Source organism: Dawidia soli (assembly GCF_018598185.1).
In the GTDB taxonomy this organism is placed as follows: domain Bacteria; phylum Bacteroidota; class Bacteroidia; order Cytophagales; family Cyclobacteriaceae; genus Ohtaekwangia; species Ohtaekwangia soli.
Window position 1 is genome coordinate 1 of the sequence record NZ_JAHESC010000023.1, and the last position, 22,788, is coordinate 22,788.

General features: G+C 50.0%; 18 protein-coding genes. 12 read left to right on the forward strand and 6 right to left on the reverse strand.

Translation table 11 applies throughout. The annotated features are described in order from the left end of the window. Positions 1 to 122 precede the first annotated feature (122 nt). On the forward strand, positions 123 to 743 hold the full coding sequence (locus KK078_RS16155; RefSeq protein ID WP_254091332.1) for an ATP-binding protein: 621 nt from the start codon (positions 123 to 125) through the stop codon (positions 741 to 743). Between the two features lie 309 nt (positions 744 to 1,052). On the opposite strand, the gene KK078_RS16160 is transcribed toward KK078_RS16155, so the two are convergent. Genes KK078_RS16160 through KK078_RS16170 form a run of 3 tightly spaced genes read right to left on the reverse strand, consistent with a single transcriptional unit; the run spans position 1,053 to position 4,542 of the window. Beyond that, positions 1,053 to 2,090, reverse strand: a complete 1,038-nt coding sequence (locus KK078_RS16160) for an O-methyltransferase (protein WP_254091333.1) — start codon at positions 2,088 to 2,090, stop codon at positions 1,053 to 1,055. Then, a complete protein-coding gene (locus KK078_RS16165) occupies positions 2,090 to 3,451 on the reverse strand; it encodes an ATP-binding protein (protein ID WP_254091334.1) in 1,362 nt (453 codons plus the stop codon). The genes KK078_RS16160 and KK078_RS16165 overlap by 1 nt, the downstream gene beginning before the upstream one ends. Then, positions 3,448 to 4,542 carry a DNA cytosine methyltransferase gene (locus KK078_RS16170; protein ID WP_254091335.1) on the reverse strand — a complete coding sequence of 365 codons (1,095 nt, stop codon included), beginning with the start codon at positions 4,540 to 4,542 and terminating at the stop codon, positions 3,448 to 3,450. Before KK078_RS16170 ends, KK078_RS16165 begins: the two co-directional genes overlap by 4 nt. Positions 4,543 to 4,611: 69 nt before the next feature. On the opposite strand from KK078_RS16170, the gene KK078_RS30830 reads away from it, so the two are divergent. Continuing rightward, positions 4,612 to 5,013 (forward strand): very short patch repair endonuclease, encoded by a 402-nt coding sequence (locus KK078_RS30830; protein WP_394370569.1) that lies wholly within the window; start codon positions 4,612 to 4,614, stop codon positions 5,011 to 5,013. 1,613 nt (positions 5,014 to 6,626) lie between these two features. Here KK078_RS30830 and KK078_RS16175 read toward each other — a convergent pair. Genes KK078_RS16175 through KK078_RS16185 form a run of 3 tightly spaced genes read right to left on the reverse strand, consistent with a single transcriptional unit; the run spans position 6,627 to position 8,025 of the window. Beyond that, positions 6,627 to 6,860 (reverse strand): hypothetical protein, encoded by a 234-nt coding sequence (locus KK078_RS16175; RefSeq protein WP_254091336.1) that lies wholly within the window; start codon positions 6,858 to 6,860, stop codon positions 6,627 to 6,629. After that, positions 6,857 to 7,261, reverse strand: coding sequence for a DUF5675 family protein (locus KK078_RS16180; RefSeq protein WP_254091337.1), 405 nt, complete (start codon positions 7,259 to 7,261; stop codon positions 6,857 to 6,859). Before KK078_RS16180 ends, KK078_RS16175 begins: the two co-directional genes overlap by 4 nt. Continuing rightward, a complete protein-coding gene (locus tag KK078_RS16185; RefSeq protein ID WP_254091338.1) occupies positions 7,261 to 8,025 on the reverse strand; it encodes a hypothetical protein in 765 nt (254 codons plus the stop codon). Before KK078_RS16185 ends, KK078_RS16180 begins: the two co-directional genes overlap by 1 nt. Positions 8,026 to 8,238: 213 nt before the next feature. Between KK078_RS16185 and KK078_RS16190 the strand changes: the two genes are divergently transcribed. From KK078_RS16190 to KK078_RS16235, 10 genes are all read left to right on the forward strand, one after another. Continuing rightward, entirely contained in the window at positions 8,239 to 8,436 is a 198-nt protein-coding gene (locus tag KK078_RS16190) for a hypothetical protein (protein WP_254091339.1), read from the forward strand. Between the two features lie 753 nt (positions 8,437 to 9,189). After that, a complete protein-coding gene (locus KK078_RS16195) occupies positions 9,190 to 9,621 on the forward strand; it encodes a hypothetical protein (protein WP_254091340.1) in 432 nt (143 codons plus the stop codon). Positions 9,622 to 9,648: 27 nt separating this feature from the next. Beyond that, positions 9,649 to 10,272, forward strand: coding sequence for a hypothetical protein (locus KK078_RS16200; RefSeq protein WP_254091341.1), 624 nt, complete (start codon positions 9,649 to 9,651; stop codon positions 10,270 to 10,272). Then, positions 10,265 to 11,701, forward strand: coding sequence for a S1 family peptidase (locus KK078_RS16205; protein ID WP_254091342.1), 1,437 nt, complete (start codon positions 10,265 to 10,267; stop codon positions 11,699 to 11,701). Before KK078_RS16200 ends, KK078_RS16205 begins: the two co-directional genes overlap by 8 nt. 805 nt (positions 11,702 to 12,506) lie before the next feature. Beyond that, the gene (locus KK078_RS16210; RefSeq protein ID WP_254091343.1) at positions 12,507 to 12,947 is read left to right on the forward strand and encodes a hypothetical protein; all 441 of its coding nucleotides are present in this window, start codon (positions 12,507 to 12,509) and stop codon (positions 12,945 to 12,947) included. A 16-nt stretch (positions 12,948 to 12,963) separates the two neighbouring features. Next, positions 12,964 to 15,063, forward strand: coding sequence for a YCF48-related protein (locus tag KK078_RS16215; protein ID WP_254091344.1), 2,100 nt, complete (start codon positions 12,964 to 12,966; stop codon positions 15,061 to 15,063). Between the two features lie 101 nt (positions 15,064 to 15,164). Then, positions 15,165 to 16,622: a T9SS type A sorting domain-containing protein gene (locus KK078_RS16220; protein WP_254091345.1), complete on the forward strand. Its 1,458-nt coding sequence runs from the start codon at positions 15,165 to 15,167 to the stop codon at positions 16,620 to 16,622. Positions 16,623 to 16,640: 18 nt separating this feature from the next. Then, entirely contained in the window at positions 16,641 to 19,487 is a 2,847-nt protein-coding gene (locus KK078_RS16225; RefSeq protein ID WP_254091346.1) for a T9SS type A sorting domain-containing protein, read from the forward strand. 11 nt (positions 19,488 to 19,498) lie between these two features. Beyond that, positions 19,499 to 20,299 (forward strand): DUF4625 domain-containing protein, encoded by an 801-nt coding sequence (locus KK078_RS16230; RefSeq protein ID WP_254091347.1) that lies wholly within the window; start codon positions 19,499 to 19,501, stop codon positions 20,297 to 20,299. 29 nt (positions 20,300 to 20,328) lie between these two features. Then, positions 20,329 to 22,788: a TonB-dependent receptor gene (locus KK078_RS16235; RefSeq protein WP_254091348.1), complete on the forward strand. Its 2,460-nt coding sequence runs from the start codon at positions 20,329 to 20,331 to the stop codon at positions 22,786 to 22,788.

Sequence of the window (22,788 nt, forward strand, 5' to 3'; positions counted from 1 at the left end):
CGCCGCGGGGGCTCGTCGTTGGCTATACCCCCCCGCCTCCCCCACGTTGGCCGTCCTGGGGGCCCCGGAGCGGGGTAACCGCTGCCGGGGCGGCTACGCCACCCGCCGGCGCCGCAGCGCTAGTGGACACCATCGCCGGCTATAGCTTCCCCTGGCTAATCCTCAACCTCCAGGCCCACGGACGCAAACAATTCGGTCCCCACTTCGCCATCCGCCAGGCCGACTACGAGCTGGTCCGTCGCCTCCTGGTATACTTCCTTGCCGACGCCGCCCAGGCCGACCAGTTGGGCATAGATCTCTGCAAAGGCATCGCCCTGACCGGTCCGATCGGCTGCGGTAAAACCAGCCTTATGACCCTGATGCGCCTGATCCCGGGTCCAGACCGCAACTTCACCATCAAGCCAACGCGCGACGTCAGCTTCGAGTTCATACAGGACGGCTACGAAGTCATCCATCGCTACAGCCGTCTCTCATTCCACGCCCACGGCCCGCGTACGTACTGCTTCGACGACTTAGGCGCCGATCAAGCCCTGAAGTACTATGGCAATGAATGCAATGTCATGGCGGAGGTAGTTCTTTCTCGCTACGACTTTTTCATAGCCTTTAACATGCTGACACACTTGACCACCAATCTCACAGCTAGTGAAATCGACACCATGTATGGCCCGCGCGTCCGCAGTCGCATGCGAGAGATGTTTAATATTCTTGCTTTCAACGATCATAGTGCAGACAAGCGATCATAATGTTAGAGGAGAGGTCTGATCATTTGGCATAGATGTCGACCTCTGTTCGCGTCACCAGCGAGAACTTACCCAGAATACACATGAGGCTACAGCAGTCATAACGGAATGACCACGAAGCGATACTGACATGAAGAAACCACTGAAGCAATAAAGTTCCCAAAAGGTCATGCTTTAGCTTGACTGTTAGATCGGATCAACTGTAGAATGACAGCTGTGTCCATCGGTCATCACTGTTACAACTCTATTGTCGAACGCCTATCTATAATTATACTTTCAACACTGACTACACAATTTAGACAATCAGCTATCCTATCCGGTAAATATCTCGCTAAAAGTAGGATAATACCTATATAATTGGGAATAACCTCTAAGAGTCTTAACACTGAGAGGAAATCCCAGTTTCTCCTTGGCCAAGTAAGTCTCATTTTCGTGATCTGTAGTGCCAGCTTCCCTGATGAATGCTTCTATATCATTAGAGGGCAATCTTTTGTCGATTTCATACTTTTCCCTGGATGTTAAAATTGGAGCAGAAATTCTAAACGTCTCTTCGTTTAGAAAATAAGGGGACTTGAATGGAGTAAGCTTGTCGATATCGGCGTTTTTATCGCTATCAAGAAGGATAAAACCCTGTGTAAGCATTTCGGCGCCGTCCGAATACGCCATGTCAAAGATTTTTGTACAAACCTTGTGATTACCCGAATTATAAATGCTGTTCTGGATTGTCTCTTCAAAGTATGGTTTAACAAGCGTAGGAAACCGATCCTGATTTGTAAGCATCCTACCTGACACTGACTCCATATTGACCAAACCAAAGGTATTACGGAGCATTCCCGTCACCTTAGGAACCCACGACTCCGGTTCAGTCGTTGCTGCCGCCTGCCTTTTCATTTCTCTAACACCATGACTCACCCCGACATTCATTGTAACAATGAGGAGAGATCCATTCTTACTATAATTGACAATATTGTCGACATCAGCTTGATAAGAGCTACATTGATAAACACTGGCATCGTAGTCGAGCCAGATTATCGATGGCATGTCCGACTTTGAGAGAATGTCTTGAAGAACGGCAGCGGACTCACCGGAAACCAGGTCGATACATGAAAAAGGTTTATTGTAATCGGCGCGGTCATACACTATCCGGTCCTTCTCGATGGAAACCATATCGTGTATCTTCAATGTTTTATGAAAATGTATAAAATCAACAAACCAGAGTGAGCCGAACCCAATATATCGATAAGTGATGTCAAATTTAGACATCACATTGGAAATACCTTCGGACATTATCTTTCTCTCAATCGACTTATTTACTCGAATTGAGTAGTTAATGCTGTTAGAAGAACTCATCAGCCAATTTCATTAGAGTAGAAATATTCGAACGCCTGTTTTCCTAAGTCTCCATTTGACATGGATGGGTTCCCTAATTCAATTTTACACTTCTCAACCCTGCTTTTTTCGACCTTAAACTGGATAGAAACATAATAGTCAGCCTGAGTAGATTGAATTACTGGAAATGACGGCGTTTCTTTCGGAGTGACTGCGTCTTGGCGTCGACTATGGCTGGCGATAATATCGCCGAGGGTTGACTTTGTAGCGGTCTCCTCCAACTGCTTGGCCTTGGGGATATCAGCCTTTCGCTGTTGAGTATAACGAATCCAAGGCTTTGTCATTTCCAGCATTTTGGGCAGAGCGCTTCGATACAGAGTCGACTCCAGATCGACATACCGTTTAGTCGTTGTCCATGGTAAAAGCTTAGGATCGGCACTACTAAAAAATATAAATCCTACGAAACCATTATACTGAGGATGCCAATATGTAAAGTTTTCATGACGCCCCCTCCATATCGTTTTATCGTCTTTGTTCGCTGCAAGTATTATTCTGTTATTGCAGATAACATACCAGCCGCTGATTTTTGGGTCAAAATTCTCGGCATCTTCCGTGTTTTGCGCCTCGAACGTCGAGTGGCAGCCTGATACTATTTTTACCTCAACACCCTGATCAGTATATTCCTCAACACCAGGCTTAAAATCACCGCCCGTCTTCAATTCTAACTGCGCAGGCTTCACTAGATTTCCATTGATCCACACCTCTAATCCCGCCCTTAGAAAAAAGTAGTAGTCCCTACCGATTGTTTCTGATAGCTTAGTAGTAAACACGGGCGAGCCAAAAGATTCCGAAATTTCCGGGTAAAGACCCTGCACAAGCACGCCCACTCCGGTATTTGATGGATCCCCGTTTTCACCTTTTATCTCTATAGGAAAACTCCAATCTCCCGGTTGCCGAGTCCAATTTTCTACCTCAATAGTTACCTGAAATTTTTCTTTCTTGCTCGTCGATTCTACAAAAATTTCCTTTCCCATTTTAAATATGGCTCGTTTGAGTCCGATGCCATAGTAGCCTATTGATTGCTTTTGGGATTTCTTAATCGACCCAAACCTAAAGACAGTATCTATAGCATCTTGAAGTTCGATCCCCTTACCGTTATCAGTCACAGTAAAGGCATTCTTATCAAAGTCAATTTTCACTTTGGAGTTCTTCAAGCTATCAGCAACGTTCAACACATCGCCGGGATTTAAGTGTGAAGAAACACTATCGATCGAATTATCGATAAGATCGAGTACGCAGTCCAATAAGGTAATATCCTTCGTTAAGGATTCAACAAAAAAGTGCTTATCAGGACTCGCATTTGCTACAATCGCTTCGCTCATAAACTTTTTATTATTCGTTTGGCCATAACTGGACTTACGCTATTTCCAATCATTCTGAAACTGTGCCATTTGGTTGGATGAAAAACAAACCAATCAGGAAAACCTTGTATACGCGCCGCTTCCCTAATCGTAATTACTCGCGATTGTGACGGATGAATTGGCCTTGCTGCCTGGAAACCTCCCTTATCTCGTCCGGTTCCCGCCCTAATTGTTCGACTGGGCAAGTCCCAAGACAATTTAAAGTATCGACTGATCGGTTCCACTTCGCCTTGCTTCGTAAGCTTAAATCTATCCTTCACGTCAGAAGTATGAGTAGTTGCGTTTAAACCAGTAATTTGACCCGCGTTGAAACGATCTACTGCCTGACTCCAACCAAGATTTTTCAGTGGTGCGACTCGCAATGCCTTTGCATATTTAGATATATCGCCCCTATAAGTATATTTCGTCCAAACAAATTCGTTTACTTCTGCGGTATTTACCGGTCCAGGTAAATCACTAATCGCGTCCCAGACCGTTGTTCTTTTTTTTACCGGTTTAATTTTTTCTTCAAGACGAGGATCGTCCACATATCTTGAATCAAAACCTACAATGAGGACACGTGGACGTGCGGTGGCCGCACCGAAGTCGGCAGCGTTAACGTTAATAATTCCTGATGTTTTATAGTAACTCGGCAATTGGAGAATAGCCTCTTCAACTATTTTCCTTCCATATTCAGAAGTAGCCAGCCCGTCGACGTTTTCCATAATAAAAACGTTCGGTGTAGCCTTCCTTACATGTCTAAAAAAATGCCAAATCAACTCGTTCCGCGGATCTTCCGCATCTCGCTTTCCCATGTGGCTAAACCCTTGGCATGGGGGACCGCCAATAAGCAAATCAGGCTTTGCTGGAGGGTTTTTCATCATAACTCTGATGTCTTCCACTTGTTTCAGATCAGCAATCTGGAGATTCGATGTTGGGAAATTTAGTCTATAGGAAGATGTTAATATAGGGTCAATATCGACTGAAAGCGCGTTGTGGAAGCCAGCCAAATGGGCCCCCAGACTGAAGCCACCACACCCAGAAAATAAATCTATAAATGTCCTTTTAATCATAAGAGCCCAAATAACATACAAAAAAGGTAATTTATAAACTATCGGAACGTTAACTTGGTTGTTTAATATATGATACCTAGCGAATTGAGAAGCAAGATAATGCGTTCTGTGAAATCTCAAAACACAGGTTGTGAAATAATTGTTCGTCGTCTGATCTGGAAGCTCGGCTTTCGGTTCAGGTTAAATGTAAAATCTCTTCCAGGATCGCCAGATGTTGTTTTAAAAAGGCACCAAAAAGTAATATTTGTTAACGGCTGCTTTTGGCATGGCCATACTTGTCCTAAAGGGAGATTACCTAAGTCGAATATAGAATTTTGGAAGAATAAAGTGGACAGGAACCGACAAAGGGATTCCCGAGTTCGTAGTGAGTTAAAGAAATTGGGTTGGAAATCTCTTGTAATTTGGCAATGTGAACTAAAAAAAATGGATGTTTTAGAACGCAAGCTCATCCGTTTCATGGATAAAACATGAGTAACAGGAGGATATGGTCTCGGTTCGCTTACCCGTTGAAAGTCCAGAGTAAGTCTAATGCTGGGACATCCTCTACCGGCCGTAAACGCTGTGATCATGTTATGAGTTCTGACGCTCCGGTAGCCCACCTCACTCCTCGCGCTTTTACCTAATGATCAGTCGATTTCCTGCCAGGCACAGTTTAATGTCATTGTACATAATATCCCACACTGCGCCACCACACTTTCCTTCCCGCCCAGGGCCTCCTTCGGCAGGCCTCAAGGTAGATAAGGAGCGCTTGCGCGCGGTTGGTTGTGGGGCCGGCACAAAAGTCCCGCCAGGCGCTCACTACATGGCCTACCACTCCGCGCCGGCAGAGAGCTTTAAAGTACTCTCTTCGCTGCCGCTCCGTTCGCACTTTAAAGCACACTGCCGTTCCTGCCACACATGCCCCGTTCCTTAGACCATTCTGTTCGGCGCCTGTCAGGCCTTTTGTCCGGCCCTGCTGATTATTTTTGATCTGGCGCCGCTTCGCTCTGCCTACCGCCAAAGCCAGCTTTGACACAACCACCCGTGCTCGCGCGGTCTTGGCCTGCCACTTTTTTTTTGCGGGGGGCAGCGGAGGCAGGCCAAGACCTATTGTTGGTGCGCGCCTTGATCCTCGCCGGCTCCCCCCGCACCCCCCACACGCCGGCTCGGGCGCGCCTGAATACCAAAAGGCAGGAACTATCCGATGTATGAAGCGAGCATTTAAACACAGAGCAAAGTTACGGGCATGCGGATCAGAAAGCCGCAAGGGTTCGCTACGCCCGCTCAAAAGAAAATCCCACCTTCCGCCCACCCACATGCCAGCCCTTCCTCTAGGTAGTATTTTCTTTTGGCGGCCCTTGCACCTTTCTGTCCGGTCCCGTGGTGTGGCCCTATGTTTAAATATATCCTTCGTTTACCGATTGGCTCCCGGTGGTTGCTGGTCGGCGTTGCCCCTCGTCATTGGGCTGCATTCAGTTTTCACGTTGGCCCTTCGCGGCGTTATCGTCACGAGTTCCTTCTCGTGCGCGTTTTCTGGTTTGAAGTTTGTCTTTCAGGGCTCCCTTTTTAGGGGGCTCTGCCCTTATCGGATAGCTATGTCTATCTGATGTTGAGCGTTCAGTCTCTGAACGCTCGCGCCTGCGTCCTCCCCGCGTCACCATCGTCGCTACTTCCACGTGGCGACCACGCAAGGCCCCCGCTTCGTTCCGCTCGTCTCCCAGGCCGCACATGCCATCGCAGAAGCCAAGGCAAATCCGCCGCCCTCATCCCGCCCTGCTTTGCCTTGGCTGCCGACACCTGGGAGCCACTCCACCCCCCTTTTCGGCTGTTTGTGGGTGAAAAAATTCAATAAACAATAACGATTCTCCAAAGAAGGCACTACGGTGTGATGTATAACCTTTGAAACAAAAAAAGGCCTCCGCGTGGAGGCCCTTCATTATCGCGAGCGAATCTTTTTTCTGATCCATTCCATGCCCAGCGATACCAAGAAACTTACTACAGCACCTAAAACCGATAGCACGATTGTTTCAACGGCGTTCACCAGGTGAAGGGTCGCGAAGATGGAAGAGAGGGTGCCACCGATCACGCCCGCCAGAGTGCTTTCACTATGGCCCGTCATCGTCGTACTCACTCTCTTCATTGGCTACGGCCGTTTGGCTTACTGCAGTAGCCACGGCGCCGGCTACTGTAAGGTAGCCCGCCAGCGTGATCACGGCCGCCGGCAGCGCCACCGGTGCAGCCAGCAGTGCCCCGCTGGCTGCAGCCAGGGCCAGGCCAATGGCCCGTAACGTTTTGAAAAACTTCGGCGTTGGTGCCTGCATTCTTTGAATTACATTCATCTTTTTTCTGATTTAATCGTGATAAAAACTTTCTCTTTTCGATCCAGGGTGGCCATCACCAGGTCTTTTAACTTCTCGTTCGCCGCCCGTGATTGGATCCCGCGACCCGCGCCGGTGAGTTCCGTTACCGGCGCGATGCAGCCAAGCAGCTCCTTCTGTGCGTCGTTTGCCGGGTGGATCAGTATTCCGCTTCGGCCGGGCACGTCTATTACTAAGAGATGGTGCCCGCGCTTTTGCGTATGCCGTTTTCGCACTTCATATCGGCCTTCCGGTATACATGAAATGCTGCGCCGGTTCTCCCGCCAGGGCAGTTCAATAGAGGGGCAGATCGGCTGCCCCTCGTGTTGAATCTGGCCGTTCGTTCCTTCCGGGTAATACACCCGGTTCAACTCCAGCTCCATTAGACACCTCCATCAACAGCTACCAGGGTTAGGGCGTTGTAAGCACCGTTTTTGAGGGTGTACATAACGCCGTTAACAACCTGGTAGAACTCCACACCAAACGCCAGGAAGAGCGGTCGCCCGTCTGTTTCTCCAAACGACATTTCCAGCGAAAGAGCAGGCAGTGGTGCCACGCTGCTCAATGATTGCTCCGCGCTTGTCGCGCTGTCTGTCCCATAGTCTTCATTTTGGAAGTCTATCGAGGCGCAGGCGGCGACCAGCCGCATGTGTGTCGCGCCCTGCGGTGCCGCGATCATGTTAGCAGGAATGAACGCCGGTATTGTTACCGTTGCTGCGCCTGTGGCGCGGTCTAGGGTAGCGATGTACGGCGCAAAAAATGTCCGGTTCAGCTTCGCGTTTTCGTTAAACTCAAACCCGCGCAGCAACTCTGCCTCGCCGTCAATCACGTTGCGCTCGCCGCGCACGTTGGTTGCGTCTGCCTTGAGCACCTTCATCATTTCCGCCGTAAGGCGGCTGGCCATCCGGCTGTCCGATGTATTGATTGTAAGCGCTCGAAACGCGGTGCGGAGCAGCTTGCCGGCTATGCCGGCCCTGCCGAACTCTGCGCCGTTCTCGCGCGTACGCTCAAAAGCTGCGTCGGTTTTGATGCGCTCGCCATCGATGCCGCCCTTTGTCCGCGCCAGGAATCCGTCCTGGGCGGTCTTGTAGAAGCTTACGCCTCCCATTTGGCCTGTCAGTTTAATCAGGCCTTCTTGTCTTGCCATTCATTATTGTTTCGTTGTCCGTCCTGTTTACATGCCCAGGTCGGTTAGGCCGTCGTTGCAACAACAGCAGCAAAAGAATAATGAATGGGGCGGTCCTCAAAAGAGCAGGTTCCGCATCAGGTCATACGGTGCCAACTGTTCCTAATTGTTCCACGTGTTATATTCCAGGCGCAAAGCAAAGACAACGTATACCAACAGTATAGATAAAGTATTATGGAACTCAAACGCGTCGTTATTTACTCAAAAGATATAGAGGTCATAACCGGTAGGAGTGGGCGTTATGCCCGTAAGGTCATGACCAGGATCCGCCGCGCCCTGGGCAAGCAGCGGCACCAACTTGTCTCGCTAGGCGAGTTTTGTGCCTATACCGGCTTGCCGGAAGATGAGGTGGCACGGTATCTTGATCGCTAGGTAGATGGATTCAAAAGCAATTATTTATACTCAATTTGTATTAGAAATTGCTTTTATTTGTATCTTTATACATAGACGTTCTTATAGATTTTGATAGTATTCGAGCCGCTTTGATATGGTGAGTAATTCGGTTAGTAACACAGAGCGGCATATATAACTTTCTGTTTATCAACCCTATGGCTATCCAGTTCGGATGCCAGCGGGATCACTAGTAAAACGTAACACGATGCGCCTCCAGGTTTTCCTGGGGGCGTTTTGCATTTAGGAGGTTCTGAGTCCGAGCGCTTCACTCGAGCGCAGAACCTCCTAAATGCAAAACGACGAGCGAAGCAAGGCGCATCGTGTGGTTTTGCAACTCGGATAGCTGGGAGCACCAACGGTAATCCAGCAGCTCATTTTCACAAGCCACAAGTTTGTCTCGTTCCAGCACCATCACCAGGGTATTGCCACGTAGATCGGCTATTACCCCGAGCGTACATCTTCGTTAACGATAAGACATCAGAGGGTCTCAAACATATACCGGTCTCGCAATCAGAAAACGCTACGCGAACCCCAATTTCACGCCACATTGCCCAACCGAAGAGTGAACATAACCACCCTTCAGATATTGCCTCATTAGCAAAAATATTTTACTTTGGTCAAGATTCCTTGCCCCACCTGATCCACGCGATCGCCAGCCCACTGGGAATCTTCAACTCGATAGCATTTAAAGGATAAGTTCCTCTCGACTGCCTATTTTATAACTTCAAACATATGTATAAGATCCTATTGTGTTTTCTTTTTTGGCTGCCCATAGCCACATGCAATGCTCAAAAACTTGGGCAGTATGAACTCAATATCACAGGGACATATAGTCCAAATTCTTCTGTATACGAAGAATGGCTGAAAGACGATCGTATCTATACCATGCGCTTTCAACGTAATCCCATGGGCTTTAAACATGCCATGGAAGAGGTTCAGCGTATATTGAAACAAAACGATATGACAAATGCAGACCCCGAATTCGACAAATCATCCCAAGGATCTGATATAACGGACGAAGATGATCCGGAACAATGGCATAACTCGATCATGAAAGGAAATTCAGAGGTTCGTATAGGCTTTCTGTTTCCGGGAGGCCAGCTTCTTCAGATCTTGATGACGCAAGAGTCATACGAGCTACATTTATTGGGACTGCAGCGATAACACAAACTTCAACGTAACATAGCAACGATGGGACAAAGGAGAATTCACATATTCAGTGGAATTGGATTAGGCTTGCTGATTGGCATTTGCATTGGGTTATCGAGCTCGCCAGTAGTAGCCATTGTGTTAACGACATTAACATCGCTACTAGCGGCTTATTTTGGCTTAAAACCGGCGAGCGAGCAGATCGAGCAGAAAAGTGAAAGATTATTGATCATGATCGCATTTAGCTTTACGTGCGTAACTGCCATCCTCGGATCCGTTTATATAAGAGCAAATGGACTATTGTCACCACCGACAGGTAAATTGATCGGAGAACTGAGAGAACTTGGTTTTTCACAGGAAGAAGCTCGTACTATCTTTTTGTATAAAGAGTATGGGATCGTTCCGCCAGGTTCACTGGTCGCGAAGGATCCCGTATCCATGCAAGACGAGAAGAGATCCATCTTATACAATGCCGAAGCACAGAGAAGATCTTTCGAAGCATTGCAACGTGACAACTATGGTTCGATTGAAGACCAGTTAACGGCATTTCGAAATAGAAAAGGAAAGTACCAACAATATACCGATACCTTGACCCACTTCGTGAAGGATAGTAAGGCGCAGGCCGCCATTATTCAGGCAACATTAAACCTCTTTCAGAATGAATAACTGCAAGATCCTGATTGCTTTCGCGCTTTTTGTGCTGTTAGCGCGCCATGCAACCGCACAACTTTCGGCTGCGCAGATCAACCAGCTCGGTGCGTCGGTAGTCAAGATCACCATACCCCTTCCCAATGGAAAGGAGAAGATCGCCACAGGCTTTATATATCAATCAAAAGAATATGCTGTTACAGCGTATCACGTAGTGGCCGGAGCCAGCAACATTCTCGTGAGGTACGAGCGTCAGGGAGCCGAGCGCACAGCCACTGTTCAAAAGATCTACAAACATGCCGACCTGGCATTGATCAAAATCGACAATCCGCTGAATGTGGCGGCCCTGCAGCTTGCCACGGCCGAGCTAACATTAAATCAGAACCTAACAGCACTTGGATTTTATTTTGACGCCAAGAGCATGGATCAGCGGAAATTATCGCTGAGTTCTTCCAATGAACTTCGTAATATCTTACCGTCGAAGAATGTCACGGAGATTAAGAATAACGGATGCCCGGGGCTATCGCTTGTCATTCACAAACTGCAGGATAATCCCTTACTGCCGGGATTCTCCGGCTGCCCTGTTCTGAATTCCCAGGGTAGGGTGGTAGGAATTGGCGATGGAGGATTGGAAAATGGCGCATACTCCATAAGTTGGGCCATCCCAGTTTCGGAAATAGCGAAGTTGATGGCATCAACGGAATCTTTCGGGACGACAAGCCTGCAATCAACGTTGTACTTTTCTGCCGATATAACAAACGAGGGAGAAACAGTGAACCTGCAACTGGCAGATCTTAAATTTTTAAAATTGCGCACCAGATCGTTAGCAGAGCTTGCGGCGAGTAGTGAGACAGATGATCTACAGGGCTTGAATCAAATGATCAATACATTTCCAGTGGCAATAGATCGTTCACGCGTACTGTTCGACATTTATCAGGAGGCAAGCTCAGGTGCCGCTCTAGTGCTGCCGAAGGATATGACGATAAGCATAAGCAATACCAAGATTACCGTGACGGACGCCACCAACACATATGAAACGACAATAGAGGTGGCTACAAATCTGAACCAGGATCAGATGCAGCAAAAATCGGCCGAATTCGAAGGGAACGCCGCCGGATTTTCATTGAGTTGGCTGGCAGATCCACAGTTCACATATTTTTGCCCGGCATACAGGGCAGACGGTCTCATTGTACGGAGAAAAGCTTTTGTAGGATGGGCGGGACAACAAAATCCACAGGAGTATATGATGGAAACCTTTGCCTTCAAAAACGGTGTACTCCTATGCGCTGCTAACAAGAAGAAGAACTACAATATCATGTTCCTTAATCAACGGAACATCTGTGTCGGGAGCAACTTTCAAAGTGCGGGATGTTCATCCGTACTGCAAGACATGACAACATGGGGAGCGATGACGGTTGCTATTCACCTAACGTCATTCTCAATCTAAAGTCGCAAGGTGACGGTTAGATACTCTAATCGCCGAATTTTCGATCGCCGGCTCCATTGTCTTTCAGAGCTCCCTTTTAGGGCGCTCTGCCTTGGAATCTGAGCTAATGCGTACACGTTTTTAGCAAGCCCAGACAGCGTCAGATACCAGCATTCGTTCAACCTCCCAGTGCTTTCCATTGTCAGTGCCGCACGCCAATTTTCTTTTGCAATATTGTTGCAAATAATATAATTCGTTTATTTTTGTGGAACATCGCAAGCAAATCGTCACCGTTCGAATGGCATAGCGTGAAACGTAGTATAACGATAGCAAATACTTCACCAGGACTCCCGTTTAGGGCGTACGTGGCATTTCTGCTATTTTTATATATAAGCAGCCTCAGCCTAGGCTGGGTACATCCCGCTGCACATGACCATTCTGAGGAAACACCCCACACCGAAGAAGACGAACGGGATCCCTGTCACATCGCGTTGCATCACAAAGACACGGGAAAAGGTTGCAAGCATGCATTTCACATAACAGTCGGCAAACACAAGTGTACCTTGTGTGACCATCTCTCGAAGAAAGTTGCCAGCTACGCCGCCACACACCGTTTAACCGAAATTATAGCGGAAGAGGTGCATCTCTCTTCACCCATCTATTCTGTCGCGACGGTTAACACCGCGTCTCTCAGCACCAGAGCACCGCCTCTTCAGGCTTAGCTCTTCGTCGTTTTAAGCAGCACAACGCTGCACACCGCAGGTGCTATCGCCGTGGGCTGATGGCAACGCGACTATTTTTTTCTTTAACCAAATCTCTTTATTCAATGAACGCAATGGCAATGCGATTGTGCAGCGTATGCTGCGTGCTTTTTCTACTGGCATTTACGGCCTGTAACAACGACAACAACGAGCCGGGTGAGGAGGCTCTTCAGCGCAAGAAACTCGTCGGCACTTGGACGGTAGGTGAAACCGGTTCCGTAAAACGCGATGACGTTACCCTGTCCGGTTGGGATACATTTGAGCTTACCATGGGAGAACAAACGTATCAGACCTCAAATGCATCGGCGGCCGTATGGCCGGCACAAGGCACCTGGAAGTTAGTGACCGGGGATGTAAGTAAGGTCGAACGCGACGACGATGTGATCCTCACGGTAAATGTATCCGGCGAGACGCTGCAAATCAGTTTTCAGTACGGTGACGACGCAGCGAACGGCCGTGCGGCAAGCATTGCCGGGAGCTATGTATTTAACCTGATCAAAAACTAAAATGTGAAGTAAGCCTATGACAAGACATATACTGATAATGATTCTCACGCTGAGCGTCCATGCTTTGCATGCTCAGGGTGGTTGGCATTGGCAAATGCCCCGTGAGTTGCAACACGGTTTTACCGACATCAGGGTGTTTGGCAATGACAAAATATACCTGTTATGTTCGTTTGGTGACTTCTGGAAAAGCGGTGACGGCGGAGCAACATTCAAGACTGCGGCGCTGCCCGAGCGCGTGAATGGTTATGCACTTAGTTTCATCAATGAAAACGAAGGCTGGGTATGCGCGGCCGGCGGCCGCGTGTATCACACGACAAATGGCGGTACCTCCTGGGAGAAACAGCTCGAAGATCCGACGGGGGGGACGTTTCGCAATATCCACTTTGTTACGTCCCAGGTAGGCTATATTTGCGGCGACGCAGGATACGTGGATAACGTTTTGTACAAGACCGTCGACGGCGGGCGTACCTGGACCACGATATCAAATCTGCCCGCAAAAACAGCAGATTTTTCCGGCTTCTTTTATGTCCGAAGTTTCGAGGGCGATACGGTCGTTGCCGTAAGTTGGAATAACCTTTTGTACCGGTCAACGGACGGCGGCGCCAGCTGGGACACTACGCACATCGATCCTGCCCACCATACGACGTTTCACGAAGGAGCGTATTTCACAGATCCGCGTCACGGCTGGGTCGTCGGGCCGAACCAAAGCATTGTCCATACGGCCGATTTTGGAGTAACGTGGACAAATCAGATCGGCGGCGGAAACGACGACTATTTTTCCGAAGTATTTTTTCAGGACAATCAGACCGGATGGGCCAGCGCCTTCAACACCACTACCATGAATGGCTGCCTGTACCGCACCGGTGACGGCGGAAACACCTGGAACGCGCTGTGCGATGTCTATGGAAGAAATCGCAAGAATTCTCTCGTGTTTGTCAATTCCCAAACAGGCTATGCGATGGACGGCTTTAACCTGTATCGCACCACTAACGCCGGCGCGAGCTTTAGCAACCTCAATAAAAACTTCCAGGGAAGTTTCACCGCGGCTGCCTTTGTGGAGCCGCGGGTAGCCATCGCGGTATCGGATGTCGGCTACATTCTGAAAACAACCAACGGTGGTAACGAGTGGACTCGAAGTTCCGAGCGCTACGGACCACTTAACGATGTGACGATGACATCGGCCATGCACGGTGTTGCCGTCGGAAGCGGTGGCGTGATCGTGCGTACGAGCGACACCGGCGCCTCCTGGCAGACTGTACCGAGCAATACGAACCGCAATATCCGGGCAATTGCAGGGTTGACATCGACTATGCTACTCGTCGCCGGCGACTCGAATACGATACTTAAATCCATCGATGCCGGAAACACCTGGGCTCCAAAAGCAGCAAAGGCAAATACACAGTTGACAGCGGTCCGCAGGATCTCGACGTCCAAGGCCGTCGTTGTGGGAAGCACCGGGTACATTGCTACATCTTCAGACGGCGGTGAAACATGGGCGCAGGTGCCATCAAACACCCTGCGTACTTTAAACGACGCACATTTTCCCAGCGAATCTGTAGGATACGTTGCAGGGGGCAGTGGAACGATTTTGAAGTCTACGGACGGCGGACGGAGCTGGCTTCCGCAGATATCCGGCGTCAGCGCGTCGCTGTCCTGCGTGTATTTCCTCGACGAATTGACAGGCTGGATAGGAGGTGGCGCCGGAACGTTGTTAATCACCCATGACGGTGGTACCACCTGGACAAAAGACAATACCTTTCTTTCCGGCAATTCTATTGGTCACATCTATTTTTCCGACACGGAGAATGGTTGGGCGTTTACCGGCAGCGGCGGCATTCTGAAGCATGGCGGTACCATCACGGCCATAGAGCGCCCGTCACCCCGTGAGAACGCAGTCACGGCATATCCCAATCCCGCCACCAGATTCATTCGCATAAAAGACGTGCCGGCCGGCGAACCACTACACATTCACGCGATGGATGGAAAGAACGTTACCGTTGTCGGGTATAATGCCGATGCGGAGGGATACGACGTTTCAACCATACCGGCGGGCACCTATATAGGCAGGATTCGGAATGCGTACGGCGTATTGACCATCAAACTGGTAAAAAAATGAGGACGATGCGTAGAGCGGATTTATCTCTTTTGCGCCAACTCGCCTTCACAGTACTGTTGGCTGCCATACCTGGCGTTGGTTTGCATGCACAACGTGATACTTTGCGAAACTTTTCGGCGGATACGGAGTTGTATGCCCCGCAATACAGCAACCCAGGCCAATGGGGATATATACTCGGCCAAAATCACTTGTATCGGCAACAATTCGCTGAGAAGTATAACGTGCACGGAAAAGTAAAGATCATAGGCATAATTGCCTATCTGGCCGGGAGCTTTGAGAATGAGAATAACTTTGTCGAGTTTAATGTATACAGTGTCGGCTCCACGCGTCTGCCCGACAAGAAGCTGGCAAGCGTTCAGCGCCTCTACAAAGACCTGCAGCTCGACGGCGGGGCGTATTATCTACCGCTAACGGCGCCCATTACAGTTGCCGATTCGTTCTACGTCACCTTCAACGTACAGGACTATATGCACGGTGGCTACGACGGCGATACCCTGGGATTGTACTGCGGCCTTCCGGGATCACGCAGTGAGGCCGACCTGAAAAAGTTCGGCAGAAATGCCGTTCAGGCGCACAATCACGTGATGGAAGACTGGAAGGACTTTTACTCCCAGAACTTTTCACCGATTTCAACACACTTTGCACTGTTTCCGGTCGTGGAGTACAGCGGGCAGGGCACAAGCACGCTGAAAAATCATGCTGTGGATGCGCCGTTGGAAGTTACGAAATATAACAAGGCGCAGGGATGGGGATATATCCTCGGTCACAATTACATGTATCGCCAGCAGTATGCCGAACGTTACGATATAAAGGGAAATGCGGAAGTGAGCGGAATAGTCACGCACCTCAAAGGTCGCTATGCGCATGCAGACACACTCGCTGAATTTAACGTCTTTAATGTTTCAGAAAGGCACGTGCCGGGCCGAAAGTTGGGCGGCAAAAAAGTGCCGTATGGAGATCTGAATGTTCAGGGAGGTACGACCACCGTTTTATTCGACGATCCGATCGCGGTGACGGACTCTTTCTACGTGTCCTTCAACCTCTTCGACTATGCGCACGGCGGGTATGAAGGTGATACCATCGGCCTGTATATGTCTGTGCCAGGTTCACGGCTGGTGACCGACTTTAAGGTGGCCGGCAGGAATGTTGTCCAACGACACAATCACGAGTTCACAGACTGGGTTGACTTCCGGACGCAGAACTTCACGCCCTTTGCAGTTCATTTCGCGCTGTACCCCATCGTGACCTTCAAGGAAGACGTTCCGACCGGCATCGAAGACAACCATATCGAACAAGGGGGCGTCCGCCTCCTGGTGCCCTATCCCAACCCTGCCTCTGAGGTATTGCACATCCGGTATTCGCTCGCGAAGCCCTCCCGCGTAACGCTGCAAGTGCTTGATCCAAAAGGCAACGACGCGCGCCGGTATCAACTGGGGTATGTGCCTGCTGAAAATCATGAATATGAACTCGACGTGTCGGAGTTCCCGGCAGGGATGTACATATACATCATACATGTTGGTGGCATTTCCCTCGGCAGCCGGTTTTTAGTTGTTCACTAATTCTTATCAGAAAACTGCATGAAAAAAATACTGTCATTCATTATATCCATATCGGTTGGTGCCGCATGTTACGGTCAGCAGTGGTCGTACCAGGCCGGCGGCTACGGTCTGGGAGGTAGCTTGCAGGGCATCTACCAGGCGCCGTCCGGAACACTGTTCCTGCAATCGTCGCCCATGATGCGCTCGGCCGATGCCGGGGCAACGTGGCAATACGTCTCGCATCCCGGAGACGTCTTCACATCCTCCAAGCCAAGCTTTATCAACGCCACAGAGGGATGGAGCGCGGGCGCAAAAGTCGACATGTATACCCCCCCCAGCGGCCCGTTCGGTACACCCTACATCCCGCAGGTGTTGGCAACGACCGATGGCGGCAAAACATGGAACCTGCTGCCGGTTTCCGGACTGGAAGGTTTAAATGTCCCCCGGTTCATCCATTTCTTTGACAGGAATGTCGGTATCATTGCCGGTGAGACACTCGACTTCGAGCTATTGGTCTTTAAGACCAACGACGGCGGGAAAACATGGAATAGACGACTGTTTTCATCAGAGTTGTTCAGTATTGTAGACGGCCAGTTTCTGACAAGCTCGATCGGTTATCTGTCATCATCCAACGGTATGATCAAATCTACCGATGCAGGCGAGACATGGCACATGCTGACGTCGCCCGCAGACCCTGCAAAAAATCAGACGATCTCCAGGCAGAGTTTCACTTCCGTCACAGACGGATGGGTGGCCGGTAGTGGCAACCTCCTGGCTCGCACGACAGATGGTGGGCTGACCTGGACACCCGTTGCCAGCGGCCTCGATGCCGGCGGTTCTTCCAGCAGTGTTTATATCACGGGACTAAAGTTTTTTGACGCAACGCATGGTTATATCTCCTCGATGTACGGTAAGCTCCTTTATACTGACAACGCCGGAGCTACCTGGCAGGAGCGCACGCCCGAAGGGGTTGACTTCAGCTATGCCCAGGACATTGCGTTCATGGGCACCGTCGCAGACATCGTTTTTATTACCGGGGGCGATGGCATCCTCACCAGCAGTGACGGCGGTATCCACTGGCAGAAAAAACTCGATCCCTTCATTTGGGAGAGCGGCCTTTTCGATATTACTTTCTCCAACGACAATTCGGGGTGGGCTGTAGGATACTCAGGCGCGTTGTTGCAAACGACCGATGGTGGAGCCAGCTGGAACGTCGCAAACACCCCTGCATGGGAGAACGAGTCGCAATCCTGGCACGACCTGAAAAGCCTGGCAGTCCAGGATGAAACGAAGATCTGGGCGGTCGGCGGACGCGGGAACGTCCTACATACGACTAACGGTGTCGATTGGACGGCACAAACCGTAGGCGAAAAAGATTTGCACGATGTTTTCTTTTTAAAAGGAACGGATAAAGGCTGGATTGTGGGAGATGGCAATACCCTTCTGCACTATACCGGCACGACCTGGGTTCCTCAAGTTGAGGCAGCGGCAAATGCGCCCGCATTAACCGCCATTTTCTTCCTGGACGAAGATCACGGCTGGGCCGTGGGCGAGCGCGGTACGATTCTTAAGACCACTAACGGTGGTGCTACATGGACGCCTAAAAATTCGGGCATCCTGCGTCAGCTTAATGACGTGTATTTTGCCGATGAGCACGTCGGTTATGCCGTCGGAAACAATGACTACATACTCAAAACCACCGACGGTGGGGAAAGCTGGCGATACCAGGTCATTCCCCACGCATTTGTCGGCCACATGACGGGCGTATACTTTGCAACGCCGCACCGTGGTTGGATTGTCGGTAGCGACGAGACACGCGGCGCTATTTATTCAACAACCGACGGTGGCTATACCTGGCACCGCGCACCGGTCTTTGGCGCCAGCATGCTGAGCGTCTATTTCCAGGATATGAACCGGGGCTGGGCCACCGACAGCAACGGAAAGATCTACCGATACAGCGATAACGCAACAGGTGAAGGTGATCAAACGATTACGCCTCCCATAATGAATTTCGAGGCAGTCGCCGATACGCTGTACAATTTCAGCGCAAGTCAGTTCGCACTCATCGATTCCACAAATAACAGCATACCATTCCTGGGGAAAAATGGTTCTGGCCACGAAGAGTTTGGCGAAAAGTATACTACCGACGGAGAAACCTGGGTAGCAGGTATAATCGTTTACCATCACGGCCGCTCCAAGAACGGAAACAACGTGGGCGAGTACAACGTCTTTTCGGTTAACGATCAGGGATACCCCGATCGAAAAATCGGCCGGAAAGATGTATACTTCAAGGATATTGATCTGTCATCTCATGCGATGGAGGTGCGTTTCAGCGAGCCGGTTCCCGTGGACGGATCTTTCTTCGTTACCTTTAATCTTACTGACTATTACCATGGAGGTTTCGATGGCGATGACATCGGTATCATGCACACGTCAAACAATACCCGCCCGCAAGCCGATGATCGCGCCCGCAACGTAGTCCGTGTTCATGACCACAGCGACCGCGTATGGCGCCCCATTTCAGAAGCGTACCAAACAGCAGGATATTACGGTCATCTCGGCATCTTTCCCATAATCTATCGCAAGGACCAGGTTACCGGTATAGAGGCCCCCTCCCATACCAGCGGGCTACAGCTTCTCACGGCTTATCCGAACCCCGCCATACACGAGGCGTCTATAGCATACTCGTTGCAAAAACCAGCCAGCACTTCTGTTGCCATTTACGATATGCGAGGCAAAAAAGTAATGCACACTGAACCGGCCTTGAAGGAAGCCGGTCATCACGTCGAAACGTTCGACGTCCGTACACTTCCCACCGGACTTTATATCTATAAGATCCATTCGGGGAATGCTTCACAGACATCCAAACTTGTTATCGTTCGATGAAAAGAGAAGATATGAGAATAGTAAAATATACGCTGCTCATCGCATTGTTTGCTGCCTGCAGCTCCGGCTCGGAAGAGGAAAAGCCAGATACAGCGGTGCCGGTTATCGAGCTTCAGAACAGCGATCCGCTCTACGGTACACAGGATATTTGTGGTTTCCCGGATACACATGTCTTTTCGCTGTTATCAGGTCAAACGCTTTACCTCGATCTTCACTTTTCGGATGATGTCGGTCTGTCGCAATACAAGATCGATATCCACCACAATTTCGACTGCCATACACATGGGCGAACCGGGGCAACAGGGGAACCGTGGTTTGTTGCGCGGATCGAAAAGATCGACGGTGTCCGCCAGCACATAACCGAAGAGCTGACCGTGCCGGATAACGTAGCAGCCGGAAACTATCATTTACTGGTCTATGGGTTGGATCAGGTCGGCAACGAGGCAAAGCCCCTGGTCTTTAGCATGAAGATCAAAAATAGCGACGATGTCCAGGCACCTGAGCTTACCGTCGCCACCCCGGCGTCGGAAACGGCTGTAAAGCCCGGTGACTCAATATTGTTCGAAGGTGAGATAACCGACAACAGCGATCTGCCAGGCGGCAGAATAGAGCTGTTTTATTATGATCCGGCCAATACGCTGTACACCGTCGACCAATACTTTTTTCCCGTCGATACACGGCGGCAATACCTTTTTTCGATCCCGTATCACATCGGCGAATCATCCGTAGCCGGCATTTACCAGTTCCATATTAAAGTTTACGATCAATATAACAACGCAACCGAAAAGGTGCTGGCAATTACGGTTAATTGAAAGGATAAAAATCACAAAGAGTTACTGCCATGCCTTTTCTTCATTCCGACAACGGCCCTGGAAAACCATTGCGCTGGAGAGTTTGTCTGCCAGTCCTGATGGCCGTGCTAGGCACGTCGATAAATGCAGTGGCCCAACAGTTCTCACTGATCGGCACCGTAAAGGCGGAAGCTTCGCCTGTGATCGGAGCTTCCGTTCTGCTGGTAGAAACACGTCTTGGTGCCGTCACTGATTCGAGCGGCGCATTTATACTATCACGATTGCGTGCAGGCGAGTATACGTTGTCCATTTCCGCAGTGGGCTTCAGGACTGTCGTTAGAGCCATTACCGTTCCCGACACACGGGATGTTCAGATCGATCTGGAACCGTCGACGCAGCGGTTGGAAGAAGTCGTTATTCTGGAGGATGTTTTTAAGCAAACACAACGGGAGAGCTCTGTCGTAATGACCAAAGTGGTCGGAGAGGAGATCCTTCGCAGGGGCGGCACTACCTTAATGAATAGCCTGGAACGTTTGCCGGGCGTCAGTTCCATCAACATGGGCGTAGGTGTTTCCAAACCGGTTATCCGCGGGTTGAGCTTTAACCGCGTAGTCGTTAACGACGCTGGCATTAAACAAGAGGGCCAGCAATGGGGCAGTGACCACGGCCTCGAAATAGATCAGTTCCATGTAGAAAGCGTCGAGATCATCCGTGGTCCGGCCTCGCTGGCCTACGGCTCGGATGCCCTCGGCGGCGTGATGAATATCGGCCGCCCGGCAATGAAGCTGCCCGGTCATCACGAGGCAGAAACAAACCTGATCTTTCGCTCCAACAACAACACCCTCGGCGCGACAACCGCCATGGCCGGAAATGTTGATGGCCTGGTGTACAAATTGCGCTTTACCGCGCTCGACTATGGCGATTACAAAGTACCCGCGAATGAATTTCAATACAACCGGTTTGTACTGCCGATATATGATAACGCATTAAAAAACACGGCTGGGAAAGAGCGCCACATCAACGGCACGGTCGGCGTGCAGCGCTCGTGGGGCTTTACACATGTTACTGTTTCCAGCTACAACCAAAAAGTGGGAATATTCAGCGGAGCCATGGGCATTCCACGAGCCTATCAGCTGACCCCCGATGGAGATGACCGCAATATCGACCTGCCTTCACAAGATGTCGCGCACTTCAAAGTGATCTCGAACACCAACCTGAAGCTCGGCACAAAGTGGCTTGAGATCGATGCCGCATTCCAGCATAACGTACGTCAGGAATACTCTTTTCCACACGCGCATGGCGCCCCCGAACAGCAACACACCAATCTCGCACTGCGTCTCGGCTTGAACACCATCACCCTTAACGCCCGGCTGCTCCAGGTCGCCGATAACCATCAACAAATTACTGGCATTCAATCGTCTATGCAAGAAAACAAAACCGGCGGCTACGAATTTCTCATACCAGCGTATCGAGCGTTCCAATTCGGAATTTTTCACTTGTACCAATACAAGCCATCTGAGAGTTTTACTTTTAACGCTGGCGTACGGGGTGACTACGGCACGATACAAGCTGACCAGGTCAGATATCCCTTTTACTACGAGGGTAACTACATGGATAGTTTGGAACGAAGCCCATCTATAGATCGCACATTTCTAAATTACGCGGTTGGCGCAGGCGTTTCATACCAGGTCAATCCAGCCAATCAGCTGAAGCTTAACATAGGGAGAACGTTTCGAATACCCGCTCCTTCCGAACTTACGGCCAACGGTATGCATCACGGCACCTTCCGTTATGAACGCGGCGATGCAACCCTTGATGTCGAGCAGGGCTTCCAGTTTGATGCCGCATGGCTTTATACCGGCGGCAGTCTCGCCGTCACAATCAGTCCGTTCTATAATTATTTCCTGAATTACATCTATTTAAGCCCGTCCGGTCAATTCCCAACGGTCGAGATAAACGACAACGTTTATCCCGTGGCCGAAGCCGGCCAGGCGTACAACTTCAAACAGACCTCGGCGGTACACATGGGAGGAGAACTGGAAATCAGCAAGCAACTCAATGCATACATGCAAATGTCCGTCTCTGGTGAGTACGTATGGGCGGAAAACAACGTAAATGGGCTTCCACTGCCCTTTACACCACCGGCCAATATGCAAGCAACGATCGACATCGCGGGAACTTCAGTTGCCATTTTCAAAAAGCCCTTTGTCTACATTCAATACGGCCACTACTGGAACCAGAACCGGGTAGAGCGAAACGAAGCCGCAACATCAGGTTATCAGCTCGCAAGCGTAGCAAGTGGTTTCTCCGTCGGCAAGAAACAATGGCTCAAACTGGTTGTTAATGTTCAAAACGTCACGAATACAAAATACTATAACCATCTCAGCCGATACCGGATCTTAAACCTTCCGGAACCGGGAAGAAGCATCAGTATCTCGCTCCGCTGCAAATTTGCCACTTCACCGGCGCCAAGGCCCGAAACGAAACAAGGAAACAAACGAAAACAATGA

Coding starts and splice junctions, on each gene's coding strand:
- KK078_RS16160 (WP_254091333.1), bottom strand. CDS start 2,090: ATGAGTTCTTCTAACAGCATTAACTACTCAATTCGAGTAAATAAGTCG.
- KK078_RS16165 (WP_254091334.1), bottom strand. CDS start 3,451: ATGAGCGAAGCGATTGTAGCAAATGCGAGTCCTGATAAGCACTTTTTT.
- KK078_RS16170 (WP_254091335.1), bottom strand. CDS start 4,542: ATGATTAAAAGGACATTTATAGATTTATTTTCTGGGTGTGGTGGCTTC.
- KK078_RS30830 (WP_394370569.1), top strand. CDS start 4,612: ATGATACCTAGCGAATTGAGAAGCAAGATAATGCGTTCTGTGAAATCT.
- KK078_RS16175 (WP_254091336.1), bottom strand. CDS start 6,860: ATGAATGTAATTCAAAGAATGCAGGCACCAACGCCGAAGTTTTTCAAA.
- KK078_RS16180 (WP_254091337.1), bottom strand. CDS start 7,261: ATGGAGCTGGAGTTGAACCGGGTGTATTACCCGGAAGGAACGAACGGC.
- KK078_RS16185 (WP_254091338.1), bottom strand. CDS start 8,025: ATGGCAAGACAAGAAGGCCTGATTAAACTGACAGGCCAAATGGGAGGC.
- KK078_RS16190 (WP_254091339.1), top strand. CDS start 8,239: ATGGAACTCAAACGCGTCGTTATTTACTCAAAAGATATAGAGGTCATA.
- KK078_RS16195 (WP_254091340.1), top strand. CDS start 9,190: ATGTATAAGATCCTATTGTGTTTTCTTTTTTGGCTGCCCATAGCCACA.
- KK078_RS16200 (WP_254091341.1), top strand. CDS start 9,649: ATGGGACAAAGGAGAATTCACATATTCAGTGGAATTGGATTAGGCTTG.
- KK078_RS16205 (WP_254091342.1), top strand. CDS start 10,265: ATGAATAACTGCAAGATCCTGATTGCTTTCGCGCTTTTTGTGCTGTTA.
- KK078_RS16210 (WP_254091343.1), top strand. CDS start 12,507: ATGAACGCAATGGCAATGCGATTGTGCAGCGTATGCTGCGTGCTTTTT.
- KK078_RS16215 (WP_254091344.1), top strand. CDS start 12,964: ATGACAAGACATATACTGATAATGATTCTCACGCTGAGCGTCCATGCT.
- KK078_RS16225 (WP_254091346.1), top strand. CDS start 16,641: ATGAAAAAAATACTGTCATTCATTATATCCATATCGGTTGGTGCCGCA.
- KK078_RS16230 (WP_254091347.1), top strand. CDS start 19,499: ATGAGAATAGTAAAATATACGCTGCTCATCGCATTGTTTGCTGCCTGC.
- KK078_RS16235 (WP_254091348.1), top strand. CDS start 20,329: ATGCCTTTTCTTCATTCCGACAACGGCCCTGGAAAACCATTGCGCTGG.